Genomic DNA, 25,279 nt, shown 5'->3' on the forward strand with positions numbered 1-25,279 from the left:
GCCGGTTTAACCGGGTTGGGACGATATCAGGGAAGATTGGGATATTATGTCGGCTGAGGCGATATCACGCCGACAATTCAAAGGCTTGCGACTGCAACCTGTGCGAACAGACCTGCCCCAAACGCCTATTTTTTATTGTACGCAACCGTGAGGGGGCCTCGGATTACTGGCGCATTTGCAACTTGTCGAGCCAGTTATGCATCCAATTATCGGCATCACCAGCCAACATATTTTTCAGCTGCGCAGCAGCGCCGATATCCCGAATGGCCTCGCTGGGGCGAATGCCGAAATACTGCTGAAACGCGCGGGAAAAGGTGTCCTCATTGGAAAAACCGCAGGAATAGGCAAGTTTCGCCACTGCTCCACGGCCGCTCCCAACCGATGCCAATTTCAATCTCGCCAGCTTGAGCCGACGCTCCCGGATATATTCACCAATTCCGCCAACCGGTTCAAACAGCCGGTAAAGCGCAGATCGCGACAAGCCGAACTGGTACATGATCATATCGGTCGACAGAGACAAGTTGGTCAGGTTGCGCTCGATGAATGTCTGGATCGTTTGCAGGTTTACACGCGTCAGCGTGTCGAACTGCGTGGTAACGGCACCGGTAAATGCACTGGACAACAAGGCAGATGTGGATTCCACCAGAAGCTGCCCCTCTGTCTGGCTTAATGTCGGCGCGCGCCGTGCGATAGACAGCATGTAATCGCTGAGAATGACCCCAAGTGTCGATGAACCTTCAACGCGCGCGCCGTGAAGATTATCAACAACTTTTGGCATCAACCGCATCATCTGACGTGGAATGACCAGGCTGATGATGTCCATATTGCTGGCGTAAGACTGCATCGGGCGGCTGAGATCAAAACAGACGATGTCGCCCGTTACGCCCTTACCGTAACCGCCATCTGCATTATACGCACACTCGCCCTTCACGTAGAGCTGCACCAGAAGGTGATCGACCGCAGTTGCGGATACCAGAGCACCGGAACGATGATACTGCTGCGGGCTTGCCGACGATTTGCCAATCAGGAACTGGCCGGGATTATAGGTCGCCAGATCGGCACTGAATGTATCGAAATCATTATCCGTGGGGGTGGCATCAAACAGGCTGGCAATGCCTGTTCGCCAATACTCGTAATTGTCCTCACGGCTCAGCTGCGATGAACGAATAATATGATGCGCAACATTCGCTGGGCTCAAGATTTCTTACTCTGCAAACTGCGGTTGACGTGCTCAACATGAATTTGAACGCTGGAAATGCTCGTGTCAAATTTGCCAAATATCGATATTTGCCCAATGCCGTCTCCAACAACAGTTACCGCTGACAATCGTATTTAGATTGAATTCTGACAGGTTCACCATTGCCTGATCTCACGCCATTTCTATTCAAACCTCCCTCAGGGAACCATGAGCGTGTCTGGTTGTTAAAGCAGAACAGGGAACAAACACATCCGGGCTGGGTCCTATCTCCACTCTCAAGATCAACAGCATGAACAACGAACTGTGGAATAGAAACCGGAGACATGAACCATGACGAAAGTTGCTAAACAAACCAGCCACGAACGTTTTGATGCCAGAGATCGTTTGATCATTGCGCTTTACGCCCAGTTGCGTGCCGAGCGGGAAACACGCGAGGCGATGGAGTGGGTCATCAGAAATGGTGGACTTTCACCGGAAGTGCTGGAGGCCATGGCTTCAGACCCCATTTCGGTTGTCACGGCCGATGACATAAAAACCGTCGAAAACTCTCTCAAACGTCTGCAACTGGACCATGGAAGCGTCCACCCATGACACGCGCCATCTCCCCAGTGCTAATGACGCAACAACCTTTCAGTAAAAATCAGCGGCAGCCATTTAACGGAAAACCGCCCTGAGACCGCCTGCCAAGCTCCTATCCGGCAATAACAACCTATTGTGCAAAGACTGAGCAGGCTAAGAATGAACACAAGTGCTGCATCAACACCTGATGCTCCAGTTCCCGAACCAGAACTCACAGCCGACGAAAAAGAGAAGGCCCGCCGCAAATATTTGTTATCTCGCTTCTGGGATAGCGCGCGTGGTTTCTGGAGCCGAAGCGGCGAAAAGCTTGCGTGGCCGTATTCGATCGTGCTGGTAGCGTTGCTGTGTACCAATGTCGTTTTTCAGTACGGCATCAACGTCTGGAACCGAAACCTCTTCGACGCCATCGAAAAACGCGACGCCAGTACCGTGTACTTTTTAAGTGCGGTGTTCATACCCTTGGTTTTTGGCAGCATGTCGCTTGTCGTCATCCAGGTGTTTTTCCGTATGAAGATACAGCGCCGTTGGCGTTCCTGGCTCACAAAAAAGACGATCGATCGCTGGCTGGCAAACGGTCGCTACTATCAGCTCAATCTGATTGGCGGTGACCACAAAAATCCAGAAGCACGCATGTCTGAAGATTTGCGGATTTCGACCGAGGCGCCGGTGGATTTTGTTGCAGGGGTCGTTTCCGCATTTCTGTCTGCATCGACTTTCATCGTCGTTCTCTGGACCATCGGCGGCGCACTGACGGTAACCATCGCAGGCCACACCGTCACTATACCCGGATTTCTCGTCATTACGGCGATCCTTTACGCCACCATCACCTCCACGTCCATGGTTGTGATCGCGGGAAATTTTGTGCGGATTTCGGAGGCCAAGAACCAGGCGGAGGCAGAGTTTCGCTATACGCTGACACGTATCCGTGAGAATGGTGAGAGCATCGCCTTGTTGGGCGGTGAAGACGAAGAACGCAGCGACCTCAACAAAACCTTCTCCCACGTCCTTCACCAATGGGCGCTTATCGCCCGTCAATATATGCGTACAACCCTGGTGTCGCAGGTTTCCAGCCTGTTTGCGCCTGTCGTGCCAATCCTGTTATGCGCGCCGAAATTTCTCGATGGAAGTATGTCGCTTGGACAGGTCATGCAGGCGGCATCGGCATTCGCCATCGTGCAGGGTGCATTTGGCTGGTTGGTCGACAACTACCCCCGTCTCGCAGACTGGAATGCCTGTGCACGCCGTGTGGCATCACTCATGGTGTCACTTGACGGACTGGAACACGCAGAAAAAAGCGACGCTATCGGGCGGGTTAGGCACGGCGACGCAGAGGGCGAGGCAATTCTCAGCCTCAATGATCTCTCTGTATCTCTGAACGACGGAACAGCCGTGGTCACGGAGACCAAGGTGCTGATCAATCAGGGAGAGCGGGTTCTGGTGTCGGGTGAATCCGGCTCCGGTAAAAGTACGCTGGTGCGCACTATAGCAGGCCTGTGGCCATGGGGTGAAGGGAGCGTCGACGTGCATCCCGGAAAACGGTTGTTCATGTTGCCACAACGTCCCTACATTCCCTCGGGCACACTTGGCCGTGCTGTTGCCTATCCCGGCGCGTCAGATGAATGGCCCCTCGAGGAGGTAAAATCGGCGCTCGAAAAGGTGGGACTAGGCCATCTGGAGGCAAAGATTGAAGAAGACGCCCCATGGGACCAGACCTTGTCCGGCGGCGAAAAACAGCGCCTGGCATTTGCGCGCCTGCTGCTTCACAAGCCGGATATCATCGTGCTTGACGAAGCAACCTCCGCGCTGGACGAAAAAAGCCAGGACAAGATGATGCAGACGCTTATTAATGAACTCCCTGACGCAACGATCCTCAGTGTAGCACATAGGGCTGAGTTGGAGGCTTTCCACAGCCGAAAGGTGGTCCTGGAACGACGTGAGGGTGGTGCGAAGCTGGTTAGCGATGTTGACCTTGGTCGCCACCATAAAAAACGCAACGTGTTCAAACGCTTGATCCCGAAGCCTCGGTTGCTTCGCTAGAGGGAAACATCTGACAGCCGGACGTCTGTTTATTGTTGCCCGAAACAGTCTGCCTCTCTACAACTGCCGGGGTCCACCACATAGCTTTGATTGTTTCAACCTCCCTCGCAAATATGGAGAATACCCGTGGCGACTGGCCTGATTGCTCTTCTTGATGATATCGCGGCAATAGCCAAGCTGGCGGCAACCTCTCTTGACGATGTCGCCGGCCAGACCGCGAAGGCAAGCGTCAAGGCCGCAGGCGTGGTCATTGACGATACGGCAGTTACACCAGCCTATGTCATCGGTCTTTCGCCAAGCCGCGAGCTGCCCATCATCGGGCGTATTGCCCTTGGTTCGCTGCGCAACAAGCTTCTGTTCTTGCTGCCGCTTTGCCTGCTTCTCGGATATTTTGCGCCATTCCTGATAACACCCCTATTGATGATCGGCGGCATGTATTTATGCTTTGAGGGGGCCGAAAAAATCTACGAAGCATTTTTTCCCCATGCCGCCCATGATATGGTTTCAGTTGACGCAGTCGTCGATCAGGCGACTCTGGAAGCACAAAAGGTGTCCGGTGCGATACGGACGGACTTTATCCTGTCGGCAGAAATCATGGCGCTGACGCTGGCAGAAGTTTCGACGTCTGATGTGTACACGCAAGCGGCCGTATTGGCGGGTGTCGGCATTCTCATTACCGTTGCCGTCTATGGCGTGGTCGCCGTCATCGTCAAAGCCGATGACATAGGACTTCATATGGCCAAGACCGGCCGCTCATTTGTGCGCTCGTTTGGCGAAGGCCTCGTCAAAGGCGTTCCGGTTTTTCTCAAGGTTCTGGCGCTGGTTGGCACGGCAGCTATGTTGTGGGTCGGCGGCAGTATTATTGTGCACGGCCTTGCCGGCCTCGGTTTTCACCTGCCGGAACACATCATCGAGCAGGCGACCCACGCCGTGCAAAACGGAACCCCTGTGCTTCCGGGTGTTCTTGGCTGGCTCACTGCCTCCGTATTGCAGGCAATTCTCGGCATCGTTCTGGGTGGTGTTGTGATTGCGATCCTCAGCTTCATCAATTCAGTCAGGAGCAAACCAAGTTCTGCTCATTAACCCATCTTATCTAATTCTGCAGATGATTGCGCTCGACAAGGAACGTTTATCCATGCTGCGCTGTTGAACCACATTGCCAAAGTCTGAAAGGACAAGCATATGGTTTCCCCGCGCGCGAACTGGAAAGGCTTCATCAAATTCGGCGAAGTGTCTTGTCCAGTAGCACTCTATACCGCCGCGTCGTCGGCAGACCGCATCAGCTTTAATGTGCTCAACCGGAAAACCGGAAACCGGGTACGTCGCGAATTTGTCGATGGTGAAACCGGGGATATTGTTGAGCGTGACGATCAGGTCAAAGGTTATGAAATTGATGACGGGCGTTATGTCGTCCTTGAGCCGGAGGAAGTGGCAGCAGCCATTCCCGATAGCGACAAAACGCTGACGATAGAGGCGTTCATACCTTGCTCGCAGATCGACAATGTATATTTCGACAAACCATATTACCTGGCACCCGAGAAAATGGGAGCTGAAGCGTTCGCATTGTTGCGTGAAGGCATGGAAAAAGAAAACGTCGCAGCCATCGCCCGCACCGTGCTGTTCCGTCGCCTGCGGACTGTCCTCATTCGTCCTCACCATGACGGTTTGATCGCCTCAACGCTCAATTTCGATTACGAAGTTCGCTCCCCGGAAGAGGCTTTTGAAGAATTGCCCGATCTGAAGATCGAAGGCGAGATGCTGGAGCTTGCCGAACACATCATCGGCACCAAGACAGGCAAATTTGACGTCAGCAAATTCGATGATCGTTACGAGGCGGCAGTAACCGAACTGGTTAAGGCCAAGATTGAAGGTCGGTCGCTACCAAAACGCAAAGCACCGGTCGCGTCAAAGCCAGGCGATCTGCTTAAGGCACTCCGTGAAAGTGCAGGTATGGGCGAAAGCAAAGTCACAAACAAACGGTCTGCGGCCAACGCCAACAGAGGAAAAAAAGCCGACACCGGAGAGAAAGCAGACAAGACTGCCTCGAAGCCCAAACGCACCGCCAGCAAAACACGGCGAGCAAGCTAAACGGAGATTGCTATGGCCATTCGCCCTTATTGGAAAGGTTATCTCAAGCTGTCACTGGTGACGTGTTCCGTGCAGATGGTGCCAGCGACATCTGAAAGCGACAAAGTCCGTTTTCACACTCTCAATCGACCCACCGGCAACCGCGTTGTCAGCCATTATGTTGATTCTGTAACCGGCAAAGCGGTGAAAGAGGAGGATGAGGTAAAAGGTTATCCCCGTGGTGAAGACGACTACGTCATGCTGGAGGATGACGAGTTGGAAAATGTCGCCCTAGACAGTACCCGGACGATAGACGTTTCTATGTTTACGCCACGAGACAGTATCGACTGGATTTGGCTGGACACGCCCTATTATCTGTCGCCAAACGAACCGGTTGGTCAGGAAGCTTTTTCAGTTATTCGTGATGCGATGGAAGCGCGAAAAATGGTCGGCGTGTCACAGCTGGTCATCTCCCGGCGCGAACGTGCTGTCATGCTGGAACCCCGAGGTAAAGGCATTGTGTTGTGGACCTTGCGCTATGGTGACGAGGTGCGCGATGAAAAAAGCTACTTTGATGGCATCGATAATGAAAAACCGGAGCCCGACACCCTGTCTCTCGTTCGGAAACTGATCAAAAAACAGACCCGTGACTGGGATGCAAAAATGATCATTGACCCCGTGCAGGATCGGTTGCTCGACATTATCGAAAGCCGCAAAAAAGCACTGAAAAAGACCTCAAAAACCAAAACAAAAAAACCAGCAGTGGAACCGCCCGACAACGTCATCAACATCATGGATGCACTGCGTAAATCGCTGGCAGGAGAAAAACGGTGACGAAAATAATGTACCGACCGATCCACATCTCACTCCGGAGATATGGCCTTGATCTTCGCCAGACGTTTTATGGCCTGTGCAAGTGAACGTTCGCTGTCACAATAATCCTGCCAGGCAGAGGTCTTCTGCAACAGGTCGGGCACTGTGCGGATGGTGAAACGTTTGGGATCCAGATCGGATTTTACCTGAGCCCATGTCAGAGGCATGGAAACCGTCGCTCCCGGCCTAGCGCGTGGAGATAGCGGTGCCACTGCTGTCGCCATGCGGTCATTGCGCAGGTAATCCAGAAAAATGCGGCCATCCCGTTGTTTTTTGGCCATCTTGGTCAGATATAGCTCCGGGCTATCGCTGGCCATTTGTTCGCAAAGATTACGGGCAAAGGCCTTGGCATCGTCCCAGTCCGGCCCAGAGCTTTTGGGCGCAGCAAGCGGCGTCACGACATGCAGGCCCTTGCCTCCGGTCGTCTTGCAAAAACCGATCAGCCCCACCTCCTCCATCCGATCGCGAATTTCTCTCGCCGCAGCAACGATTGCGGAAAATTCTACCCCCGGCCCAGGATCAAGGTCGAACACCAGTCGGCCGGGTACTTCGATACGACCAGGATCACAGTTCCACGGATGCAGTTCCGTGCCACCGATTTGCGCAATCGCAATCAGTCCCTCAACGCGGTCAATTTGCAGATAAGGCTGCTTGTCACCACTGATCGTGACAAGTTCCAGCAGATTGGATGTGCCGCGCATGGCATGGCGCTGGAAAAACTGCTCGTCACCAATACCATCAGGTGTCCGCAATATCGAACATGGGCGTCCCTTGAGATGGCCAATCATCCACGGACCGACAGACTGGTAATACTGCGCAAGCGCCAGTTTGTTTACCGGTTCGCCATCTCCCGCATCCAGCCACAGCGGTTTGTCTGGATGTGAGATCATCACACCCATGACCTCCGCCTTTTTACCTTTGACCACCCGGGCTGATTTGCCCTTTTGTGGTTCAGGCACATCGGATTTTTCCGGATTTGCAGGCATCTCGACCTCTACATCTGCCGCGGGTTTGTCTTCCCGCAGTCCCTTGAAGGCAGCCTGCCGCACCTGCCCGTCGGCAGTCCATCCGGCAAACTCGATTTCCGCGACAAGTTCTGGCTTTAGCCAAACGATATCAGCGCTTTGTTTCGGTGCGCCAACACCGGTAAAGGGCGACTTTGACGTCTCCATTTCCCGCAATTTCGGCAAAATTTCTTGCACAACCTTGGCGCTGTAACCCGTGCCCACCCGGCCGACATAAACAAAATGATCGCCACGATTGACACCGACCAGCAGGGAGCGGAATTTCCCATTGGTCTTGGCATAGGCGCCAATCACAACTTCATGGCCAGCACGGCATTTGGATTTCGCCCAACTGTTAGTCCGCCCGGAACGATAGGGAGCGTCGCTTTTTTTCGACACGATACCTTCAAGCGAAAGACGGCAGGCGGATCGCAGAACCGCATCGCCACCGGTTTCAAAATGCTCGACATAACGCAAGCGTGTGTCAGCATCGGCCTCATCAAGCAGAGTTTCCAACCGTTGTTTACGCTCGGTAAGTGGCAGGTTGCGAATGTCCTCCTTGCCGTCAAACAACAGATCAAACGCAAAGTAGACAAGAGCACCGGTCTGCTCGTCCGATAGTGCCGCCTGCAGCGCCGCGAAATCCGGTGCGCCGTGATCATCAAGGGCGCAGATTTCCCCATCGATGATACCGTCTGCAAGACCGGATGCGGCCTTGGCAATGGCACTAAACTTCTCTGTCCAGTTGAGACCCTTGCGGGTCTTCAAGATTACCTCACCATCTTCAATGCGCATTTGAATGCGGTAACCGTCGAACTTGATCTCGTGCAACCAGCCTTTGCCCGCCGGCGGCCGCGTCAGTGTCTGGCACAGTTGTGGCGGCACAAAAGCCGGGATTTTTGAATTCTGACGGCTCGACTCTTGATGGCCCGTTTTCTGAGAGCCAGCCTTTCGACCAACAGATGCTGACTTTCGTTTGTCTGCGGCAAGGCCGTTACTGCTGTCCCAGACAGCATCGGCTTCGATATCGCCACTCTTCATCATGAATGGTTTGGGTTTCCTGCCCTTGCCGGATGCGATTGTTTCCATGGAACGGCCGGAGGCGACCGAGGTCATGTTATTGTCGAGAACGGCGGCGCCGTCCTCCTCAACCGAAAAGTCATCATTGTGCTTGATAAGCAGCCAATTGGTGCGTTTGCCGCCGTTGCGATCATGACGCATGCGAACCAACACAAAACTGCCATGCAGACGGTCACCCTCCAGCGTGAATTTAAGGTCGCCCTTTTTCAAAGCCTCTTCGGCTGTCATATCGCCTTCCGGCTCCCAGTAGCCTCGATCCCACAACATGACAGTGCCGCCACCATATTGTTTTTTGGGAATGGTGCCCTCGAAGTCACCATAATCAAGGGGATGGTCCTCCACCTCGACCGCCAGACGCTTGTCATGCGGATCAAGCGAGGGACCTCTAGTGACCGCCCAGGATTTGAAAACCCCATCCAATTCCAGTCGCAGATCATAATGCAGCCGGGTCGCATCATGTTTCTGGATAACAAAACGCAGGCGATTGGACTTACCCAGCTGGCCTGACCCGCTCGGTTCCTTCGTTACCTTAAAATCGCGCTTCTGCTTATAGATAGAAAGCTTATCTCTGGTCATGGACGCACCCGCAACAATCCGCCCGAAGACATGCTTCAGACCGTGGGATCAACTGCTTTCACCGGGCGTTTGTTCCTGCGGCGAGACTGCTGTGTAAAAAACTCCGCTTCCGTTTCTCATTCCGCAACAGTTACGACTGGGTTCAGGTAAAGCAGGAGAAAATCCATGAAGATCAGCGCACGCAATACCATGAAGGGCAAAATCGTCGAAGTAACCAAGGGCGCGACGACCGCACATGTGCGCATTGATATCGGCAATGGCGTTGTTACGACATCATCCATCACAAATGTCGCTGTCGACGAATAGGGTCTGATGGTTGGCGGCGAAGCCTATGCCGTTGTAAAGGCATCAGACGTCATGGTCGCGGTAGATTGAAGCCAAAGCTGAAAGATCAGAAATCACTTGCCGCGACATAGAGTGCGGCAACTGTCTCAAAGCCTGCCTGATCCTCCAGGTCGAAGCGACCCGGCAGCGGACTATCAAGGTCAAGCACACCGAGAATGCGCCCATCCTTGACCAGCGGCACCACCAGTTCCGAACGCGAATTCGCATCGCACGCAATATGACCTGGAAAAGCATGGACGTCAGGCACAAGCTGTGTCTTGGCGTCGGCAACTGCGGTGCCGCAAACACCCTTGCCAACCGGAATACGCACGCAGGCAACCTTGCCCTGAAAGGGACCGAGAACCAGTTCGTCCTGCTGTTTCAGGAAATAGAACCCAGCCCAGTTCAGATCCGGTACGAGACCAAAAACTAGAGCTGAAACATTGGCTGCGTTGGCGATGAAATCGCGCTCGCCATGCAGAAGCCCTTCCAACTGACTGTTCAGATCCCGGTAGAACGACGCCTTGTCGGCGTTCTCAATCGTCTTGGTCGTAAACATCACATTTGTCCTGTCGGTAGTTTTCAAGCCTTCTGGCAATGGATGACATCACCAGTTTCGACGTCGCCTCTTTGCGCCGGCCCAATCGCCTTGAACAATGGTCTATCCGGTTTCAAATTGATAAATGGTGTTTCGTCAAGGCAAACGCTAGCTCTTCAGAATTGATCATGCCGATTGTGTCCTGATTGAACCTTACCCTCCCAAAAATAGAAACACCGGCATACAAGACCGGTGTTTCCTGATCTGGAGAACGCTACGCGAACTGCGATTCACCTAACCGACATCTGCCAGCAGCGACTTGCCAGCGCTATCAAAAACCACGGCCTTGGTCGGGTTAGCACTCAGCGCCAGGCTCTCCCCGCGATTGAGAGGCTGGTCGCCGTCCAGCACCGCTAGCCAGAGTGCACCAGACGGCAATTCCAGGCTGACGATCGTCTCATTGCCAAGCCGCTCAACCAGACCGATCCGGCCAACAATGGAACCGTCGGAGGCTGGAGCAAGGTCATGTGGACGAATGCCGAGCGTCAGCTGATCACCGGGCTTGACTGAGCGTGCGTCAGCTTCAACCGTCAGCTTGACGACGTCCTGTCCGCTGACCGTAACCCGGCTGCCCTCTACTTTGTCGACATGAACCGGCACGAAGTTCATCTTCGGTGAGCCAATGAAGCCGGCAACAAAGAGATTGGCGGGCCGCTGATAAAGTTCCATCGGCGATCCAACCTGCTGCACGACACCCGCGTCCAGCACGACGATCTTGTCAGCCAGTGTCATCGCCTCGACCTGATCGTGCGTGACATAGATCATGGTCGCGCCAAGCTCCTTGTGGAGCTTGGAAATTTCCATCCGCATATCGACACGCAGTGCCGCATCGAGGTTGGAAAGCGGCTCGTCGAACAGAAACACCTCCGGCTGGCGCACGATTGCACGACCAATCGCAACACGCTGGCGCTGGCCGCCTGACAGCTGGCCCGGTTTGCGATCCAGCAGGTGTTCCATCTTCAGGATGCGTGCAGCTTCACGGATTTTGCGGTCGCGCTCATCCTTGGGAGTTCTGGCCAGCTTGAGGCCGAAACCGACATTGTCATAGACACTCATATGCGGATAGAGCGCGTAGGACTGAAACACCATGGCAATTCCGCGGTCACGCGGTTCGACATCATTACATAGCTTGTCGCCGATATGCAGTTCGCCCGAGCTGATGTCTTCAAGACCGGCAATCATGCGCAACAGGGTGGATTTTCCGCAGCCGGACGGGCCAACGAAAACGACAAACTCACCATGCTTGATGGACAAGTCCACACCCTTGATGACGGGCAGTTCGCCGTAACGCTTGTGGATGGATTTGAGAGAAAGACCAGCCATGAAATTATCCTTTGACTGCGCCGGCGGTCATGCCTGCCACAATCTGACGGTTGAAAAACAGGAAGACGACCAAAGGCGGAATGGTAATCAGCGCGATGTTGGTGAAGAGGAGATTGTAGGACGTGTTGAACTGGCTCTGGAAATTGTAGAGCGTCAGCTGAACCGTCGCATTGGCGTTGCCCGGCAGGTAATAAAGCGGGTTGGTGAAGTCATTGAAGATACCAACCGACTGCACCACGATATTGGTCACCGTCACTGGCCATAACAGCGGCAGGATCACTCGGAAAAACACATCCAGCGGCCGCGCACCGTCAATGATCGCTGCCTCATCCAGATCGCGCGGAATGGTCGCAATGAAGGCGCGGTAGAGGATGATGGTGAAAGGCAGGTTATAGGCGACCTCAATCAGCACCATGCCATGCAGCGTACCGAATAGTTTCAAACCCTGCAGCAGCCAGATGGTTGGTACCACCGCAGGTGGGATCATCAATCCGGCAAGGATCAGGAACTCCACCAACGGGTTCCAGCGGGTTTTGCGACGCGCCAGGACGAAACCGACCATAGCGCCGAACACGACAAGCAGCGTCACGCTGGTAACGGTAAGGATGGTGGAGTTGATGAATGCGGTCACCAGCATCCAGTTTCGTGTGGTGATCACCGTGACCAGATTGTCCCAGAGGTGAAACCCTGATGGCCAGGAGAAATCCAGCATATTGGCCTGTCGCCTGTCCTTGAATGCCATCAGCACAATAAACGCAAATGGGATGACAAAAACGACGAAGGAGATGAGAAGAGCAGCAATGCCGCCAATGGTGGAAGCGCGGGATTTCACTGGTGTCCCTCCCTGCGATTGAGGAAGATTGTGATCGGAACAACAAGGATGGCAATCAGGATAAACAGCACCACATTGCCCGCCGTCGACAGCCCGAAAAAGCCTGACTGGTATTGTTTATAGATCACCGAGGCGATGGTATCGGAAGCAAAGCCCGGTCCGCCCTTTGTCATTGCCCAAATCAGATCGAACGTTCGAAGTCCGCCGATGAAGGACAGCGTGATGACGGTTGCCGTCGCGGGACGACTAAGCGGCAGGGTGATGTAGAAAAAGTTCTGCAGCTTGGTGCCGCCATCGATGCGCGCCGCCTCGTAGTAGTCTTTTGGAATGGCGACGATACCGGCAATATAGATCACAGTTGCAAGACCCACGCCCTTCCAGACATCAACAAGCGCAACTGAGAACAATGCCAGCTTGGGGTCTGTCAGCCAGCCAGGACCTTTTATTCCCAACAGCGCCAGACCTTCATTGATTGCCCCCTGCGTGGGGTGCATCAGAACAGTGAAGGTAATGCCGACACCGATGGTTGACACCAGCACGGGGAAAAACACCAGGGACCGCAACAGTCCACGCGCCATGATCTGGCTGGTCAGCATCACCGCCAGCAACATTCCGATGACAACCTTGAGACCTGAGGTGATCACCGCATAGATGATGGTGTTGACGAGGCCTTGAATGAGAAAGGGTTCACGGAAGAACTGAATGAAGTTTTCAAAACCGATAAAGCTCGAACTGAACAGGCTCCAGCGTGTCAGACTGAAGTAGAAAGATGCAAATGTCGGCAGAAGAAACAGCACGCCGTAGATGACCGCCGCCGGCAGGTAAAACCAGCCGGGATAGGACGACCGACGTGTGGTCAGGGTTGAAACAGCAGATGCGACCATGAGGGCTCCAGAGACAAAGGCGGTGGCCTCGGGCAAACCTGCCGAAGCCACCGGATTATCGGCATTTATCTGCCGGACAGACCAAGCTGCTGCGCTTGCTTGCGGACATCTTCATCATAAAGTGCTGCAGCATCGGCAGGCTGGCGAATACCGGTGCCAACTTCCACCGTCAGCTGCTCGAGGATCGGCCCCTTGATCGGCGAGAGAAACTCCAGCGCCGGGGCATTTTTGCCGTTTTCGAAATAGGGCAGAAGGTCGGTCACCGACTGCACGACATTGTCAGGCAGCGTGCATCCCTTGATCAGATAAGGGCCGTTGATCGCCACGGCCTTGCTTTGCGCTGCACATCCTTCCGGACTTGCAACGAAGGCGAGGAACTGCTTGGCAACATCGATATTGGCCGATGTCTTGGAAATGTAGAAACCAGCCGGCATCCACACGGTTAGGCCGGTATCTTCCGCCTTGGCGGCGGGCAATGCGAAAAAGCCAACATCATTGATCTGGTCAGGATAACCATCAGAAAGTGCCGGGATGGCAAAGGTGATCATGGGGTAGTGGGCGCCCTCGCCCTCGGCGATCATACGCAGACCGTCTTCGTAGCGCGCAGCGCCAAAATCTTCGTTGAAGAATCCGCCGTCGGAGACTTCCTTGAGATATTCGAAACCGCGCACGGCAGCAGGGGTGGAGGCAAATTTCGCCGTCCCTGCCGTATAGTGTTCGGCAAAGTCCGGCACCTGCTTCTGCACATTGTAAAAGTCAGCCAATAGCAACACCTGGCTTGTCCAGGGTTCACCATAGGTCTGGATAACGGCGGGGATACCCGCTTCCTTGATCTTCTGGTTGTTGCTCATGAATTCTGCCCAGCTCGTCGGAACCGACAGGCCAAGTTTTTCGTAGATCTTGCGGTTGTAGAATATGCCACCGGCTTCAGCGGGACGGGTTGGCACGCCGTAAACACCACTGCCTGCCGTCACCACCTGTTTGAAGCTGTCAGCGACATTATCCATGAACGGTTCGGCACTGAGATCGACAAGTGTCTGCTCCGGTGCCAATGCCTGCAGCAGCGAACCGGTATTGTACCAGAAAATGTCGGTCATCTGGCCGGTTGCCAGCCGGGTCTTTACGATGTTGTCGCCTTCCCCGCCACCGGGGCGCGCTTCGATGTCTATCGCGACATCAGGATTTTTCTCCTGAAAGGCCGTTGCCAAAGCTTCGGAAATGGCAATCGTATGCGAGGCATTATCCACCAGAATGGTCAGGTTGGTTTTTGCCAAGGCTGCGCTGGAAAGCGCAGTCAGGGTGAAAAGGCCAGCTGCAAAAGCCGCCAGGGCAGTTTTGCGTTTTGTCATGTCCTGCTTTCCATGTTGGACTGTATTTTATGGTATCGGCTCACCAGCCCGGAAGGCCCAGCTGCTGTGCCTGTTTGCGCGCATCTTCGTCATATCGAGCGGCGGCATCCGCTGGCTCGCGAATGCCTGAGCCGACCTCGACAGTGAGCTGTTCGAGGATCGGGCCTTTGACGGGGGAGAGGAATTCCAGTGCGGGTGCGTTCTGGCCGCCCTCGGCAAAATATGGCAGCAAGTCAGCAACTACTGGCGCCACCTTTTCCGGCAGCTCGCAACCCTTGATCAGGAAGGGACCGTTGATACCAACGGTATCTTCCAGAACCTTGCAGCCCTCGGTGCTGGCGACAAAGGCCATGAACTGTTTGGCAAGGTCAGGATTTGCGGATGTCTGGGGAATGTAGAATCCGCCCGGCATCCAGGTGGTCAAACCATTATTGGCTGCGTCATCGCCCGGCTGGGCAAAAAATCCCACCTTGTCGAGCAGTTCAGGGTAATTGTCTGAAAGGGCCGGGATGGCAAAGGTCAGCATCGGATAATGAGCGCCCTCGCCGTTGACCAGCATACGCAGGCCGTCATTGTAGGTCGCCGCACCAAAATCTTCGTTCATGATATCGGCATCATGAACCTGCTTCAGCCTGTCAAAGCTTTGTGTTGCTGCAGGTGTTTTGGCAAATTTGGCAACGCCTGCGGTAAATTGCGCTGCAAAATCGGGTACCGCCTTCTGCACGTTGAAAAAGTCAGCGAGAACAAAAAGCTGGCTGGTCCAAGGGTCACCATATGTCTGGATAAGCGCCGTCTTGCCAGCGGCCTTGATCTTCTCATTGTTGGCCATGAATTCGGCCCATGTTTTGGGCACATTAAGACCAAGTTCCGCGTAAATATCACGATTATAGAAAATACCCCCGGCTTCCGCCGGACTGATCGGCACGCCAAAGACAGCATCTCCAACACTTACAACCTGTTTGAAGCTGTCAGAAACGTTTTCCATAAACGGTTCCTGGCTCAAATCCATCAAGGTCTGCTGCGGGGCCAGCGCCTGTAGCAGCGATCCTGAGTTATAATAGAAAATATCCGTCATCTGCCCGGTCGCTAGCCGGGTCTTGACGATGTTGTCGCCTTCACCGCCACCGGGCCGCGTTTCGATATCAATGCTGATATCCGGGTTCTTCAGCTCAAATGCCTTCACCAATGCTTCCGCCAGAGCCACGGTATTCGGGCCGTTGTCGATGAGCATGGTCACCGTGCTCTTTGCCATGACGGGGCCGGACAGCACCGTCATGGTCAATAGACCGGCAGCAAAACCAATCAAGGCATGTCTTCTATGGGTCTTCAGCATTGGTTTCCTCCCTGTTGGCCCACCCCTCCGCAGGCCTGCTGACGCATTTGCCCTCCGCTTTACGGCGTACGGGCGTTAATCATGAAGTCCTCTTTGACCGCCCGCACCGGCGGAATGAATTTAAAGCTGATGGAATGTTTGCCCGGCCCCAGATCGCGACCGGTAAAGGTGGCGCCGTCAACGGTCACGTCGGTGTAATCATCGGCAAGTTTCAACACGCCGCGTGCACCCTGCGGCACTTCAACCTCATAAAGCGCAGTATTGCTGTTAACGGACCATCCGGCAGAGATCAGACCGCGTGGAGACTGGTGGCTTGCCTGAACCGGAGACAGGTCTGGAATGATGGTTGGTTCAAAGACAATGGTGGCAAACCCGGGCTCGGCCGCATCCGGGCGGAAGCCGGCAACAGCCTCAAACAACCACTGGCAAACAGCGCCGTAGGCATAGTGATTGTACGAGTTCATCTGCGGGTTATAGATCGTGCCATCCGCCTGGACCGCATCCCACCGCTCCCAGATCGTGGTTGCGCCCATCTTTACCTGATAGAGCCAACCTGGCACGTTTTCCTGCAGGAACACATCCGCAGCCAGTCCCACCTCGCCAATCTTCAGCAAAGCTGGCAACAGCGCAGGCGTGCCGATGAAACCTGTACCGATACGTCCCTCGGAACGAGCAATCGTCGCCTTGAAATAGCCCTTGGCCGCTTCCAGATGCTCGTCTGGAATAAGGTCATGAACGATCGCCAGCGCATAGGACGTCTGGTCATCATAGGCCAGTCGGCCGGAGGTGGTGATGAACTCGCGCTGGAAGGCAGTCTTGACCTGAGCTGCCATATCAGCGAGCCGTTGTGCCGCGGCAGCATCACCGGTTATGGACGCGATTTGCGACACCAGATTTGCTGTAATGTAGAGATAGAGCGTTGCTGCGGCGTCGTCGCCAATCGTTGGCAGCGGTTTTGCGGAAGGGCCGGATGGCTGTAGCCAGTCACCAAACGAAAAGCCCCGGGCACCCCACTGACGTGGCGGCGAAACAATCGGACCATCGCTGATTGACCAGACAAAATCGACCCAGCGGATCATCGCTGGCAATGCCTCGGCAAGAATGTCCTTGTCGCCATAATGGAGGTAGAGCTGCCACGGAATAACAGCAATGGCATCACCCCAGCCGGTTGAACCATAAAAGCCCGGATAAAACTCTGGCTGCTGGCGTGTCGGATCCGGCACCACATGCGGCACAGAACCGTCTTCACGCTGGTCCGCCATGATATCGCGTACATATTTGGCAAGGAAATCATGGGCATCCGCCAGATAGAGCGCAGTGCCTGCGAAGACCTGGGCATCCCCCGTCCAGCCGAGGCGTTCATCACGTTGTGGGCAATCAGTTGGCACTTCGATGAAGTTGCCACGCTGGCTCCACACAGTGTTGAGAACCAGCCTGTTCACCAGCGTATTGCCAGAGGTGAAGCTGGCCTTCTGCTCGGTAACCGAACTGATAGGAACAGAGTGAACGTCTGAGATCTTGGCATTACCGGTTGTCGTGATGCGGGCATAACGGAAACCGTGGAAGGTAAAGTGCGGCCGGTATTGTTCAGCGCCCTTGCCAGCCAGCGTGTAAATGGTGTGAGATTCCGCCGTGCGGTAGTTCACGTTGTAGAAATTGCCGTCCTTGTCCAGCACTTCTGCATGCTCGACACGTACACTTTCGCCCGCATCGCCGGTAACCGTATAGGCAACATAGCCGCCAACATTCTGGCCAAAATCATGGACGGTGCGACCTTCCGCATCCGTCCAACTTTTGAGCGGCGCAAGCGGCGCCATTTCACGCACCGGCGTGGTTTCATGTGCCACAAGGATTGATGGGTCGAACGCCACAACCTCGGAGCCAGATGTCACTTTCGGCTGAACGCGCGCATCAAATTCCTCGCCGAAATAGATACCCGATTTGACAACCGGCAAAGTGCCACTCTGCCAGGATGCATCAGTGGAAAGCAGCAGACCGGCATCACCCTCGCCAGCTCGCAACTCGGCAATCGCCGCGATCTGGCTACCCCAGGTGTTGGTCAAGCGATGTTTGCCCCACATCAGCGGCGAACGCAGCCAGCCATCTGCCAGCCAGATGGTGATGGTGTTTTCGCCAGCCACCAGCAGTTCGCTGACCTCATAGGTCTGGTAAGACAGACGCTTGTCGTAGGTTGTCCAACCCGGAGTCAGCAGGTCGTTGCCAACACGTTGACCATTGATGAAGGCCCGGTACAGCCCAAGGGCGCTGATGCGAAGAACCTCTTTCCCGGTCTTACTTTCCAAAACAAAACTCTTCTGCAGGAAGGAGGCAGGCGTTCCCTCTCCCTTATCCGCGAGTGGTCGCACCATTGGCGCTGTCCACGCGTAATTGGTGATTGAATTGTCTCTCCGGGCGTGCGTTGACACTTTGTCGTGCATGCCGTCCTCCCTCAAATTCAGCTGCAATCATTCATGTAGAATGTTCTACGTATATCGTTCTACACTTTTTTCCGTTTGGCAACCCAATTTGTTCCGATAGAGTGAAATGACATTGCCCCAGCCTGTTGAAAGGCTTTTATGAGGCATGCAGACGGCAGGATTGAAAGGTACATTTGTGGGTGAAAAAGGAACACGTGGCGGCCGGGTAACAATCCGGGAAGTCGCTGAAGACGCTGGTGTTTCTGTGGCCGCAGTTTCAAAAGTCCTGCGCGATGCCTATGGTGTATCCGACGCGTTGCGCGCCAATGTGCGGGCATCGATGAACAAGCTTGGATATCGGCCACTTGCAGCCGCACGCGGCATGCGTGGACAGACCTACACGATCGGTTTGCTGCTGCCCGATATCAGAAATCCGTTTTTTGCCGACATCATGACCGGCGTGAACACTGCACTTGAGCGCACGCAATATCGGGCGATGATCGGCATCAGCCATTCGTCGATCGAAACGGAACTGGCGATGGTGGAATCGATGATCGACCGCCAGATGGACGGCCTGTTGATGATCGGTTCGACTGAAGACCGGGAGAATCTGAACAATATCGCAATACGCAAGCCTCTCGTCGCCATCGGACATCATGACCCGGAGGCTCAGGGTTTTGACACTGTCAACAATCACGATCAGCAAGGTGCGATGATTGTCGTCAAGCATCTGGCCGCCAACGGTTATCGCAAGATCGCGATGCTCAGCCTTATTTCCAGCACCTCCACCATTCTGACACAACGAGAGGTTGGATACCGCCGCGGTATGATGGAAGCCGGCCTTGGAAAATATATCAACATCGTGCACTCCTCGCAGACGCTTCGCGACGTGCAACTGACCGCACGCCGCATGTTGACCGCTTCACAGCGCCCCGACGCCATCTTCTGTTGGACCGACCTCATCGCTTTGGGCGTCATCAGCGTCGCCAGAGAGCTTGGCCTGTCGATCCCTGAGGACCTTGCCGTGGTTGGTTATGATAACACGATGTTTTGTGACTTTGCTCAGAACAGACTGACCAGCATCGACCAATCAGGAGAACAGCTTGGCCTTCAGGCAACGCGACTGTTGATCGAACGCATCAACGGGCGGAATACAGCGGAGCACTTTGTTGTAACACCGCGTATCGTTGTACGGGAAAGTTCCACACCCTCCACCTCGCCCAAAGATACAGTTTGACAGTACTCTCAGATATCTGGAGCGCTTTCATCAGCGACGGCTTAACTCGCTTTTTTACCGCGCCAATACCGGCCTCATTTTTGCGATTGTCCCGTTGCGAATCATTGAGCGCACCGGCTTTATAAATCAGCTGGTGAAGCGCGGTTGCACCTCATTTACCGCCCTGCAGGCCAATATTAGAACATTCTCTGTGGCTGCGCCGACACGCTTTCTCTTGCGTATCGTTACATATCGTAACAATTGTCACGAATAAAAAAGTTATAGTTTTTCAGTGGCTTGTCTAGAATCTCATGCATAGCGCGAACATATCGCTCATTGGGGGCAAGGTGCCTTCAATGTCTATTCTGCGGGGGCAGACATGCATGAGAATTCAATGACGCCAGTCAACATAGGCCGGCGGTTTAATAAGGTAGCGAAAATCAGCCGCAACACGCTACTTGCATCGACAGTACTTTTCGCCGCGCCAAACTTTGCTTGGGCTGACGAAGCTTTCAATAGTGGAAATCACGCAATCACAGCAGACAAAGCTGTTACAGGTAGACTGTTTGTATCGAATAACGCGGATACACATCTGACAATTTCAAACGGCGCAACTGTAACCAGCGGTGATGGCCTCATCGCATTTGGCGCTGGGTATACAGGTATCGTGACCGTCACGGGAGATGGGACCAGATGGGAAACCACCGAGCCTCTCACCGTCGGCGTTAACGGAAATGGTGAACTCAACATCGAAAATGGCGCCGTCGTACAAAATCGACTGGGCTACATCGCTCAAAAGGCGACGACCACCGGCAAAGTCAACGTGTCAGGTACTGGATCAACTTGGATAAATACAGGTGCGCTGTTTGTTGGCAACGGAACGCTGAATATTAAAGACGGTGGATTGGTCGAAAGTACGACTAGTATGATCGGTTATCCTGCAGACACTGTCGGCGTCGTAAACGTCACCGGTAATGGTTCCAGATGGATTGATCACCACAATATCTACGTCGGATATACTACTGATGGCACACTCAATGTCAGCGACGGCGGCGTTGTGGAAAATATTACTGGTTTCATTGGAAATTCCGCCAATAGCACCGGCGATGTAACAGTAACCGGTTCGGAGTCTCTGTGGATAAACAGCAGTGGTTTGATTATTGGTTATCAAGGCAACGGCACGCTGACCATCAGTGACGAAGCTGTCGTCACCGTCGGCGCGCAGCAGCAAGATGGTAGCTATAACGGCACAACCTTTATTGCTTCAGCGCCCGGGTCAAAAGGCACTCTAAACATTGGTGCTGCCGAAACCGAATTCGCCGCTGCAGCTGGCACCTTGAAGACTGACTCAATTACATTTGGCTCAGGCACTTCAGGCTCGATCGTCTTCAATCACACCGATGCCAATTACACATTTTCCGCCGGAATCAAAGGAAACGGTGACATAAAGCACCTCTCTGGCGTCACGACACTCACCGGTAGCAGCGCCAACTTTTCCGGCGTGGCCAATGTCAATGGCGGCAGCTTGCTGGTTAGCAATGTGCTTGGTGGCACAGTCAAAGTGAACAATGGCGGCACGATCGGTGGCACAGGCACCATCGGCTCAACAACCGTCTCAGATGGTGGTATTCTTTCTCCAGGCGGCTTGAACACCATTATCTACAGCCGAATGGCGACTTTCGGAGCCCCTTTCCACAACCAGATCGGCACATTGACGATCGATGGGGACCTGACGCTGAAAGACGGATCCACATATGCTGTCGATTTAAGTCACGCATCGAGCGATTTGACAAAAGTTACTGGCACAGCTTCGATCTACGACGCAGCAAAGGTCAAAGTGACCTCGTTGGACGATGCAACGAGCTACCAGACTGGGCAAAAATACAAGATCATTGAGACCGATCACGGTTTGACCGGGCAGTTTTCGGACATCCTCAACACTACGTCCGCGTTTCTTGATATCACCACGTCTTACGACGACTACAATGCCTATTTGAATGTCTCGGTGAAGGGTTCCGGCAACTCTGGCACCAACCTGAACCCATTCAGCAAGGTTGCAAGAACTGGCAATCAGAAGTCGCTCGCAGGCGCACTCGACAGTCTGGATCAGACGCCAGGCAGCGCATCGCTTAGCCTTTACAACGACCTTTTGCCGTTGAGCGAAGACGACGCTCTGCAGGCTTACCAGCAGCTTTCCGGTGATGTTTATGCGACGGCACAAGGTGCCTTCACCCAGACGAACCGCGCCGTAAACACCGCCCTGAACAGCCGTGTTCGCGCCGTGACTGACGGTGTTGCGGCGCCTTCTTCGATGGCACTCGGTTATGCTGAAGAGAAGAAAGCAGCAAAGGACGAACGTTTTGCGGCTTTCGAGCCCAAGGAAGCCTTCGATACCGATCGTTTCGCCACTTGGGTCAACGGTTTTGGTTCCTGGGGTAAGGTCAGCGGCGTTGACGGCGGTTCCGATACGGATACGGCCAATGGCGGGGTGATCTTCGGTGGCGACATGATGGTCGGTAGCGACTGGCGCGTTGGTGTACTCGGCGGCTATAGCCGTTCATTCTTCGACACGGACAGCAGCAATGGTGCCAGCACCAACTATCACCTTGGCGGTTACGCTGGCACAAAGTGGGGTCCGGTCGCATTCCGCACAGGCCTGAATTACACCTGGCACAATGTCGACACGAGCCGTACCATTACGGCGCTTGGCCAGACATTGTCGGGTGACTATGACGGCAGCAGCTTCAATGCCTATGGCGAACTGGCCTACCGTCTAGACGTCGGCAAGTCCGCACTGGAGCCTTTTGCAGCCCTGGCGCATTCGCGCACCAGAACGGATGGCTTTACCGAAACAGGCGGCACAGCAGCCCTGACGGTTGACGATTCCTCGATGAACACGACCTTCACCACTGTGGGTCTGCGTGCATCAACAGATCTGGACATTGCCGGTGTAGCATCGGTGGCACGCGGCACCATCGGCTGGATGCATGCCTTTGGTGATGTCGACCCGGTATCCTCGGCTCGTTTTGCCACGGGTGACAGCTTCTCCGTGACCAGCACGCCAGTTGACCGCAATGCAGCTCTGCTCGAGGCAGGTGTGGACTTGACCATCACCCCGGCATCGACACTGAGCTTCACCTATAACGGGCAGATCGGCTCAAACGCATACGATCACGGTGCCAACGCAAAGCTGCGCGTGAAGTTCTGATATCCGAATACACCATTGAGAGCGGCGGTTTACGCCGCTCTCTTCATTCCCAAGACATCCACAGGCCTACCCTGCAAAAGTCGAGATTTTCTCACACCATCTCCTTCCTGAGCTTGACAACATCACCGTACCGGGCGACGCGAAAACATTCGCATTAGTGCCGTCACAGGCACCGATCGGACAGAACCATTAAATGAACAGGCCTTGCAGTTCGTGTCGATAACAAAGCTTCTCTTGTCCGCGCTGACAGCATTGATTATCAGCGCCAGCTCTCTGCTCGCGGGCGAGACCGCGGACGGCGTACGCATTCAGCAAGTTCCTGCCGACCTCTATGGTTCTGTGCCTTTGGATGGCTTTATTGATGTCGCACTCGTCAAGAACGAAAAACTGACGTTGCAGGATATGTTGCAACACCAGGCATTGTTTGCACCGATTGAAGGCCACGACGTCAATCTTGGCTTCGTGCGGACCTCCGCCTGGTTGCGATTTGCCGTGACACTGCCAGCAGGCGTGAAGCGACCGCAGGATATTCTTCTGTCGATCATGCCAAACTTTACCGATGAGTTGGAAGTTTATGTCGGCGTTGAAAAACCCGGAATGCAGGAGGCGGATTTCGACCGCTTCGAGATGGGCGATCATTCGCCACGCCTGAATGCCAACTTCAATACGTCGGCAAACGTCTTGCCTCTAGAGTTATTTCCAGACCAGACGCGGATCATTTACATCCGGGCGCACAACAAGGACGCCAGCCTCAACGTCTCGGCGGAACTGCTATCACCAAACTATTATGACTACAGATCAATCGTCCAGAACCTCATTCGTGGCATGTGGTTTGGTGGCATGGGCGTATTGCTGGTTATCCAACTGTTCTTTTTCTATTTCGACAGAAAGAAGTTTTACATTTTCCTGATGCTGGACATTCTGGCTGTCAGTTCGACCTATTTTGGCGCGCTCGGCATGGCGCGACTGCTGTTTTTCGACAGTGGTGGGCTCGGTAACGACTACCTGTCGAGTACATCCTCCTGGTTCGGCCTGACCGCTGGTGCCCTATCGATAAGAGCCATTCTGGACCTCGATCCACGTTACCCGAAGATCGATCTCTATTTCCGCTTTGCAGCCATTGTCGGCATTATCGGTGTTTTCTGCGTGCTTTTCGGGGTAAACCGCTTTTTCGTGCTTTTGGCTGGACCGGTCATCCTGGTTCTCACCACAATGGCCATGTCGGTCGCCCTTATCGATTTCCTTCGGCAACCCAATGCACAAACTGGCCTTAACTCCGCGGCGTTCGGCCTGCTTTGGGCAGGTTTGATTGCGACGAACAGCCAACGGTATGGCATTCTCTCACTCCCCAGCTGGGTGGCAGGCTCTTATGCCGCAACCAGCATAACCCACTTTACACTCTTAACCGGCTCGCTGGCGGTCCGGTTGCGCAACGCAGAAACAGCTGCTCGCAACGCCGATCGCCGTGCTTTGGAAGCAGCAAGTGCCGCCGAACAACATGCCAATGATCTTGTTCGCGAAAGAACGGGGGAGCTGGTGGAAGCAAAACGGGTGGCCGAACAGGCACTCTGCGCCGAACTGCAGGCACAGGAACAGCAAGTCCGGTTCATGGAAGTCATTTCCCACCAGTATCGTACGCCGCTCGGCGTGATCAGAACCAACCTGCAAAGCATTGGCCTGACCTTACCAAAAGACGATGAGGCCAATCGGCAGAGACTAGACCGCGCCCACACCGGCGTTGCGCGGCTGGTCGAGGTTTTGGAAGTCAATCTCACCAGAAGCAAACTGCAAGGCCCAGCCTTTCAGCCAGCACTGTCAGAGATCAGCGTCAGCAATGCCGCCATGAGCGCGGTCATAAGTGCGCGTGACTTGCTGCACGGCATAACCTTGAATGTTTCAATCGCCCCGGACGTCGAACAGGCAATCATTCGCGCCGATAGCGAAATGCTGAAGTTGGCAATTATCAACCTGCTCGAAAACGCATTCAAGTTTTCCGCCCCGGTTGGATCAACACAGGTTTGGCTGGACGTTTTCAGGGATAACGCGACTGTGCATTTCCGGGTTAGGGATAAAGGAATAGGTATCGAAGCAGAGGTCGTTGAAGACCTGATCGAGAACCACACACGAGGCACAAATTCTGCTCACATAGAGGGAACAGGCGTTGGCCTGTCACTTGTCAAACGTACCGCAGACGCCCATGCGGGACGCTTTTCACTTTCAAGCGGTAAAGACGGTGGCACTGAAGCGACCATTGTTTTGCCCGTTTTGGCGTGAATTATCAGTCAAATCAATATGCGTCCAATCCATCGGTTTCGATTGGAGCACTCGCCGCGTGATTATCACCACGCGCTCACCACAGCCCGTAATGCACAGTCAAAAGT

Annotated in this window: 17 protein-coding genes and 1 pseudogene; 9 read left to right on the top strand and 9 right to left on the bottom strand. The window is 54.2% G+C overall.

Annotation, left to right across the window (positions count from 1 at the left end; translation table 11 throughout):
• Positions 1-163: 163 nt before the first annotated feature.
• Entirely contained in the window at positions 164-1,198 is a 1,035-nt protein-coding gene (locus IB237_RS16655) for a helix-turn-helix domain-containing protein (protein WP_192489797.1), read from the bottom strand.
• 330 nt (positions 1,199-1,528) lie between these two features.
• On the opposite strand from IB237_RS16655, the gene IB237_RS16660 reads away from it, so the two are divergent.
• The 5 genes from IB237_RS16660 to IB237_RS16680 all read left to right on the top strand — a co-directional run bounded on the left by IB237_RS16660 (position 1,529) and on the right by IB237_RS16680 (position 6,715).
• Positions 1,529-1,789 (top strand): hypothetical protein, encoded by a 261-nt coding sequence (locus IB237_RS16660; protein ID WP_192489798.1) that lies wholly within the window; start codon positions 1,529-1,531, stop codon positions 1,787-1,789.
• 147 nt (positions 1,790-1,936) lie between these two features.
• A complete protein-coding gene (locus IB237_RS16665; RefSeq protein ID WP_192489799.1) occupies positions 1,937-3,814 on the top strand; it encodes an ABC transporter ATP-binding protein/permease in 1,878 nt (625 codons plus the stop codon).
• A gap of 126 nt (positions 3,815-3,940) precedes the next feature.
• Positions 3,941-4,897 (top strand): DUF808 domain-containing protein, encoded by a 957-nt coding sequence (locus tag IB237_RS16670; RefSeq protein WP_192489800.1) that lies wholly within the window; start codon positions 3,941-3,943, stop codon positions 4,895-4,897.
• A gap of 99 nt (positions 4,898-4,996) precedes the next feature.
• Positions 4,997-5,902: a Ku protein gene (locus IB237_RS16675; protein WP_192489801.1), complete on the top strand. Its 906-nt coding sequence runs from the start codon at positions 4,997-4,999 to the stop codon at positions 5,900-5,902.
• Positions 5,903-5,914: 12 nt separating this feature from the next.
• Complete coding sequence (locus IB237_RS16680; protein ID WP_192489802.1) at positions 5,915-6,715, top strand: Ku protein; 801 nt, start codon at positions 5,915-5,917, stop codon at positions 6,713-6,715.
• Between the two features lie 29 nt (positions 6,716-6,744).
• Here IB237_RS16680 and ligD read toward each other — a convergent pair whose 3' ends face one another.
• Complete coding sequence (ligD, locus tag IB237_RS16685) at positions 6,745-9,414, bottom strand: DNA ligase D (RefSeq protein WP_192489803.1); 2,670 nt, start codon at positions 9,412-9,414, stop codon at positions 6,745-6,747.
• Positions 9,415-9,579: 165 nt separating this feature from the next.
• Between ligD and IB237_RS16690 the strand changes: the two are divergent.
• A pseudogene (locus IB237_RS16690) lies at positions 9,580-9,789 on the top strand (molybdopterin-binding protein).
• A 16-nt stretch (positions 9,790-9,805) separates the two neighbouring features.
• On the opposite strand, the gene IB237_RS16695 reads toward IB237_RS16690, so the two are convergent.
• The 7 genes from IB237_RS16695 to IB237_RS16725 all read right to left on the bottom strand — a co-directional run bounded on the left by IB237_RS16695 (position 9,806) and on the right by IB237_RS16725 (position 18,426).
• On the bottom strand, positions 9,806-10,297 hold the full coding sequence (locus IB237_RS16695; RefSeq protein ID WP_192489804.1) for a GAF domain-containing protein: 492 nt from the start codon (positions 10,295-10,297) through the stop codon (positions 9,806-9,808).
• Between the two features lie 273 nt (positions 10,298-10,570).
• Positions 10,571-11,659, bottom strand: coding sequence for an ABC transporter ATP-binding protein (locus IB237_RS16700; protein WP_192489805.1), 1,089 nt, complete (start codon positions 11,657-11,659; stop codon positions 10,571-10,573).
• A gap of 4 nt (positions 11,660-11,663) precedes the next feature.
• Positions 11,664-12,491 (bottom strand): carbohydrate ABC transporter permease, encoded by an 828-nt coding sequence (locus IB237_RS16705; RefSeq protein ID WP_192489806.1) that lies wholly within the window; start codon positions 12,489-12,491, stop codon positions 11,664-11,666.
• The gene (locus IB237_RS16710) at positions 12,488-13,375 is read right to left on the bottom strand and encodes a carbohydrate ABC transporter permease (protein ID WP_192489807.1); all 888 of its coding nucleotides are present in this window, start codon (positions 13,373-13,375) and stop codon (positions 12,488-12,490) included. The genes IB237_RS16705 and IB237_RS16710 overlap by 4 nt, the downstream gene beginning before the upstream one ends.
• Before the next feature lie 65 nt (positions 13,376-13,440).
• Positions 13,441-14,724: an ABC transporter substrate-binding protein gene (locus IB237_RS16715; protein ID WP_192489808.1), complete on the bottom strand. Its 1,284-nt coding sequence runs from the start codon at positions 14,722-14,724 to the stop codon at positions 13,441-13,443.
• 40 nt (positions 14,725-14,764) lie between these two features.
• Positions 14,765-16,057 (bottom strand): ABC transporter substrate-binding protein, encoded by a 1,293-nt coding sequence (locus IB237_RS16720; RefSeq protein ID WP_371815338.1) that lies wholly within the window; start codon positions 16,055-16,057, stop codon positions 14,765-14,767.
• 59 nt (positions 16,058-16,116) lie between these two features.
• Positions 16,117-18,426 (bottom strand): family 78 glycoside hydrolase catalytic domain, encoded by a 2,310-nt coding sequence (locus IB237_RS16725; protein ID WP_371815339.1) that lies wholly within the window; start codon positions 18,424-18,426, stop codon positions 16,117-16,119.
• A gap of 214 nt (positions 18,427-18,640) precedes the next feature.
• Here IB237_RS16725 and IB237_RS16730 point away from each other — a divergent pair, with 214 nt between their 5' ends.
• The 3 genes from IB237_RS16730 (at position 18,641) to IB237_RS16740 (ending at position 25,172) form a co-directional block, all read left to right on the top strand.
• Positions 18,641-19,711, top strand: coding sequence for a LacI family DNA-binding transcriptional regulator (locus tag IB237_RS16730; protein ID WP_192489810.1), 1,071 nt, complete (start codon positions 18,641-18,643; stop codon positions 19,709-19,711).
• 373 nt (positions 19,712-20,084) lie between these two features.
• Positions 20,085-22,898, top strand: coding sequence for an autotransporter domain-containing protein (locus IB237_RS16735; RefSeq protein ID WP_192489811.1), 2,814 nt, complete (start codon positions 20,085-20,087; stop codon positions 22,896-22,898).
• A 213-nt stretch (positions 22,899-23,111) separates the two neighbouring features.
• Complete coding sequence (locus IB237_RS16740; protein WP_192489812.1) at positions 23,112-25,172, top strand: ATP-binding protein; 2,061 nt, start codon at positions 23,112-23,114, stop codon at positions 25,170-25,172.
• Positions 25,173-25,279 lie beyond the last annotated feature (107 nt).

Source organism: Agrobacterium sp. AGB01 (assembly GCF_014851585.1).
In the GTDB taxonomy this organism is placed as follows: domain Bacteria; phylum Pseudomonadota; class Alphaproteobacteria; order Rhizobiales; family Rhizobiaceae; genus Agrobacterium.

Excerpts from the sequence above, each read along its gene's own strand:
- IB237_RS16715 (WP_192489808.1), bottom strand. The coding sequence starts at position 14,724 with ATGACAAAACGCAAAACTGCCCTGGCGGCTTTTGCAGCTGGCCTTTTC.
- IB237_RS16735 (WP_192489811.1), top strand. The coding sequence starts at position 20,085 with ATGACGCCAGTCAACATAGGCCGGCGGTTTAATAAGGTAGCGAAAATC.
- IB237_RS16710 (WP_192489807.1), bottom strand. The coding sequence starts at position 13,375 with ATGGTCGCATCTGCTGTTTCAACCCTGACCACACGTCGGTCGTCCTAT.
- IB237_RS16675 (WP_192489801.1), top strand. The coding sequence starts at position 4,997 with ATGGTTTCCCCGCGCGCGAACTGGAAAGGCTTCATCAAATTCGGCGAA.
- IB237_RS16695 (WP_192489804.1), bottom strand. The coding sequence starts at position 10,297 with ATGTTTACGACCAAGACGATTGAGAACGCCGACAAGGCGTCGTTCTAC.
- IB237_RS16660 (WP_192489798.1), top strand. The coding sequence starts at position 1,529 with ATGACGAAAGTTGCTAAACAAACCAGCCACGAACGTTTTGATGCCAGA.
- ligD (WP_192489803.1), bottom strand. The coding sequence starts at position 9,414 with ATGACCAGAGATAAGCTTTCTATCTATAAGCAGAAGCGCGATTTTAAG.
- IB237_RS16725 (WP_371815339.1), bottom strand. The coding sequence starts at position 18,426 with ATGGTGCGACCACTCGCGGATAAGGGAGAGGGAACGCCTGCCTCCTTC.
- IB237_RS16720 (WP_371815338.1), bottom strand. The coding sequence starts at position 16,057 with ATGCTGAAGACCCATAGAAGACATGCCTTGATTGGTTTTGCTGCCGGT.
- IB237_RS16665 (WP_192489799.1), top strand. The coding sequence starts at position 1,937 with ATGAACACAAGTGCTGCATCAACACCTGATGCTCCAGTTCCCGAACCA.
- IB237_RS16730 (WP_192489810.1), top strand. The coding sequence starts at position 18,641 with ATGCAGACGGCAGGATTGAAAGGTACATTTGTGGGTGAAAAAGGAACA.
- IB237_RS16700 (WP_192489805.1), bottom strand. The coding sequence starts at position 11,659 with ATGGCTGGTCTTTCTCTCAAATCCATCCACAAGCGTTACGGCGAACTG.
- IB237_RS16680 (WP_192489802.1), top strand. The coding sequence starts at position 5,915 with ATGGCCATTCGCCCTTATTGGAAAGGTTATCTCAAGCTGTCACTGGTG.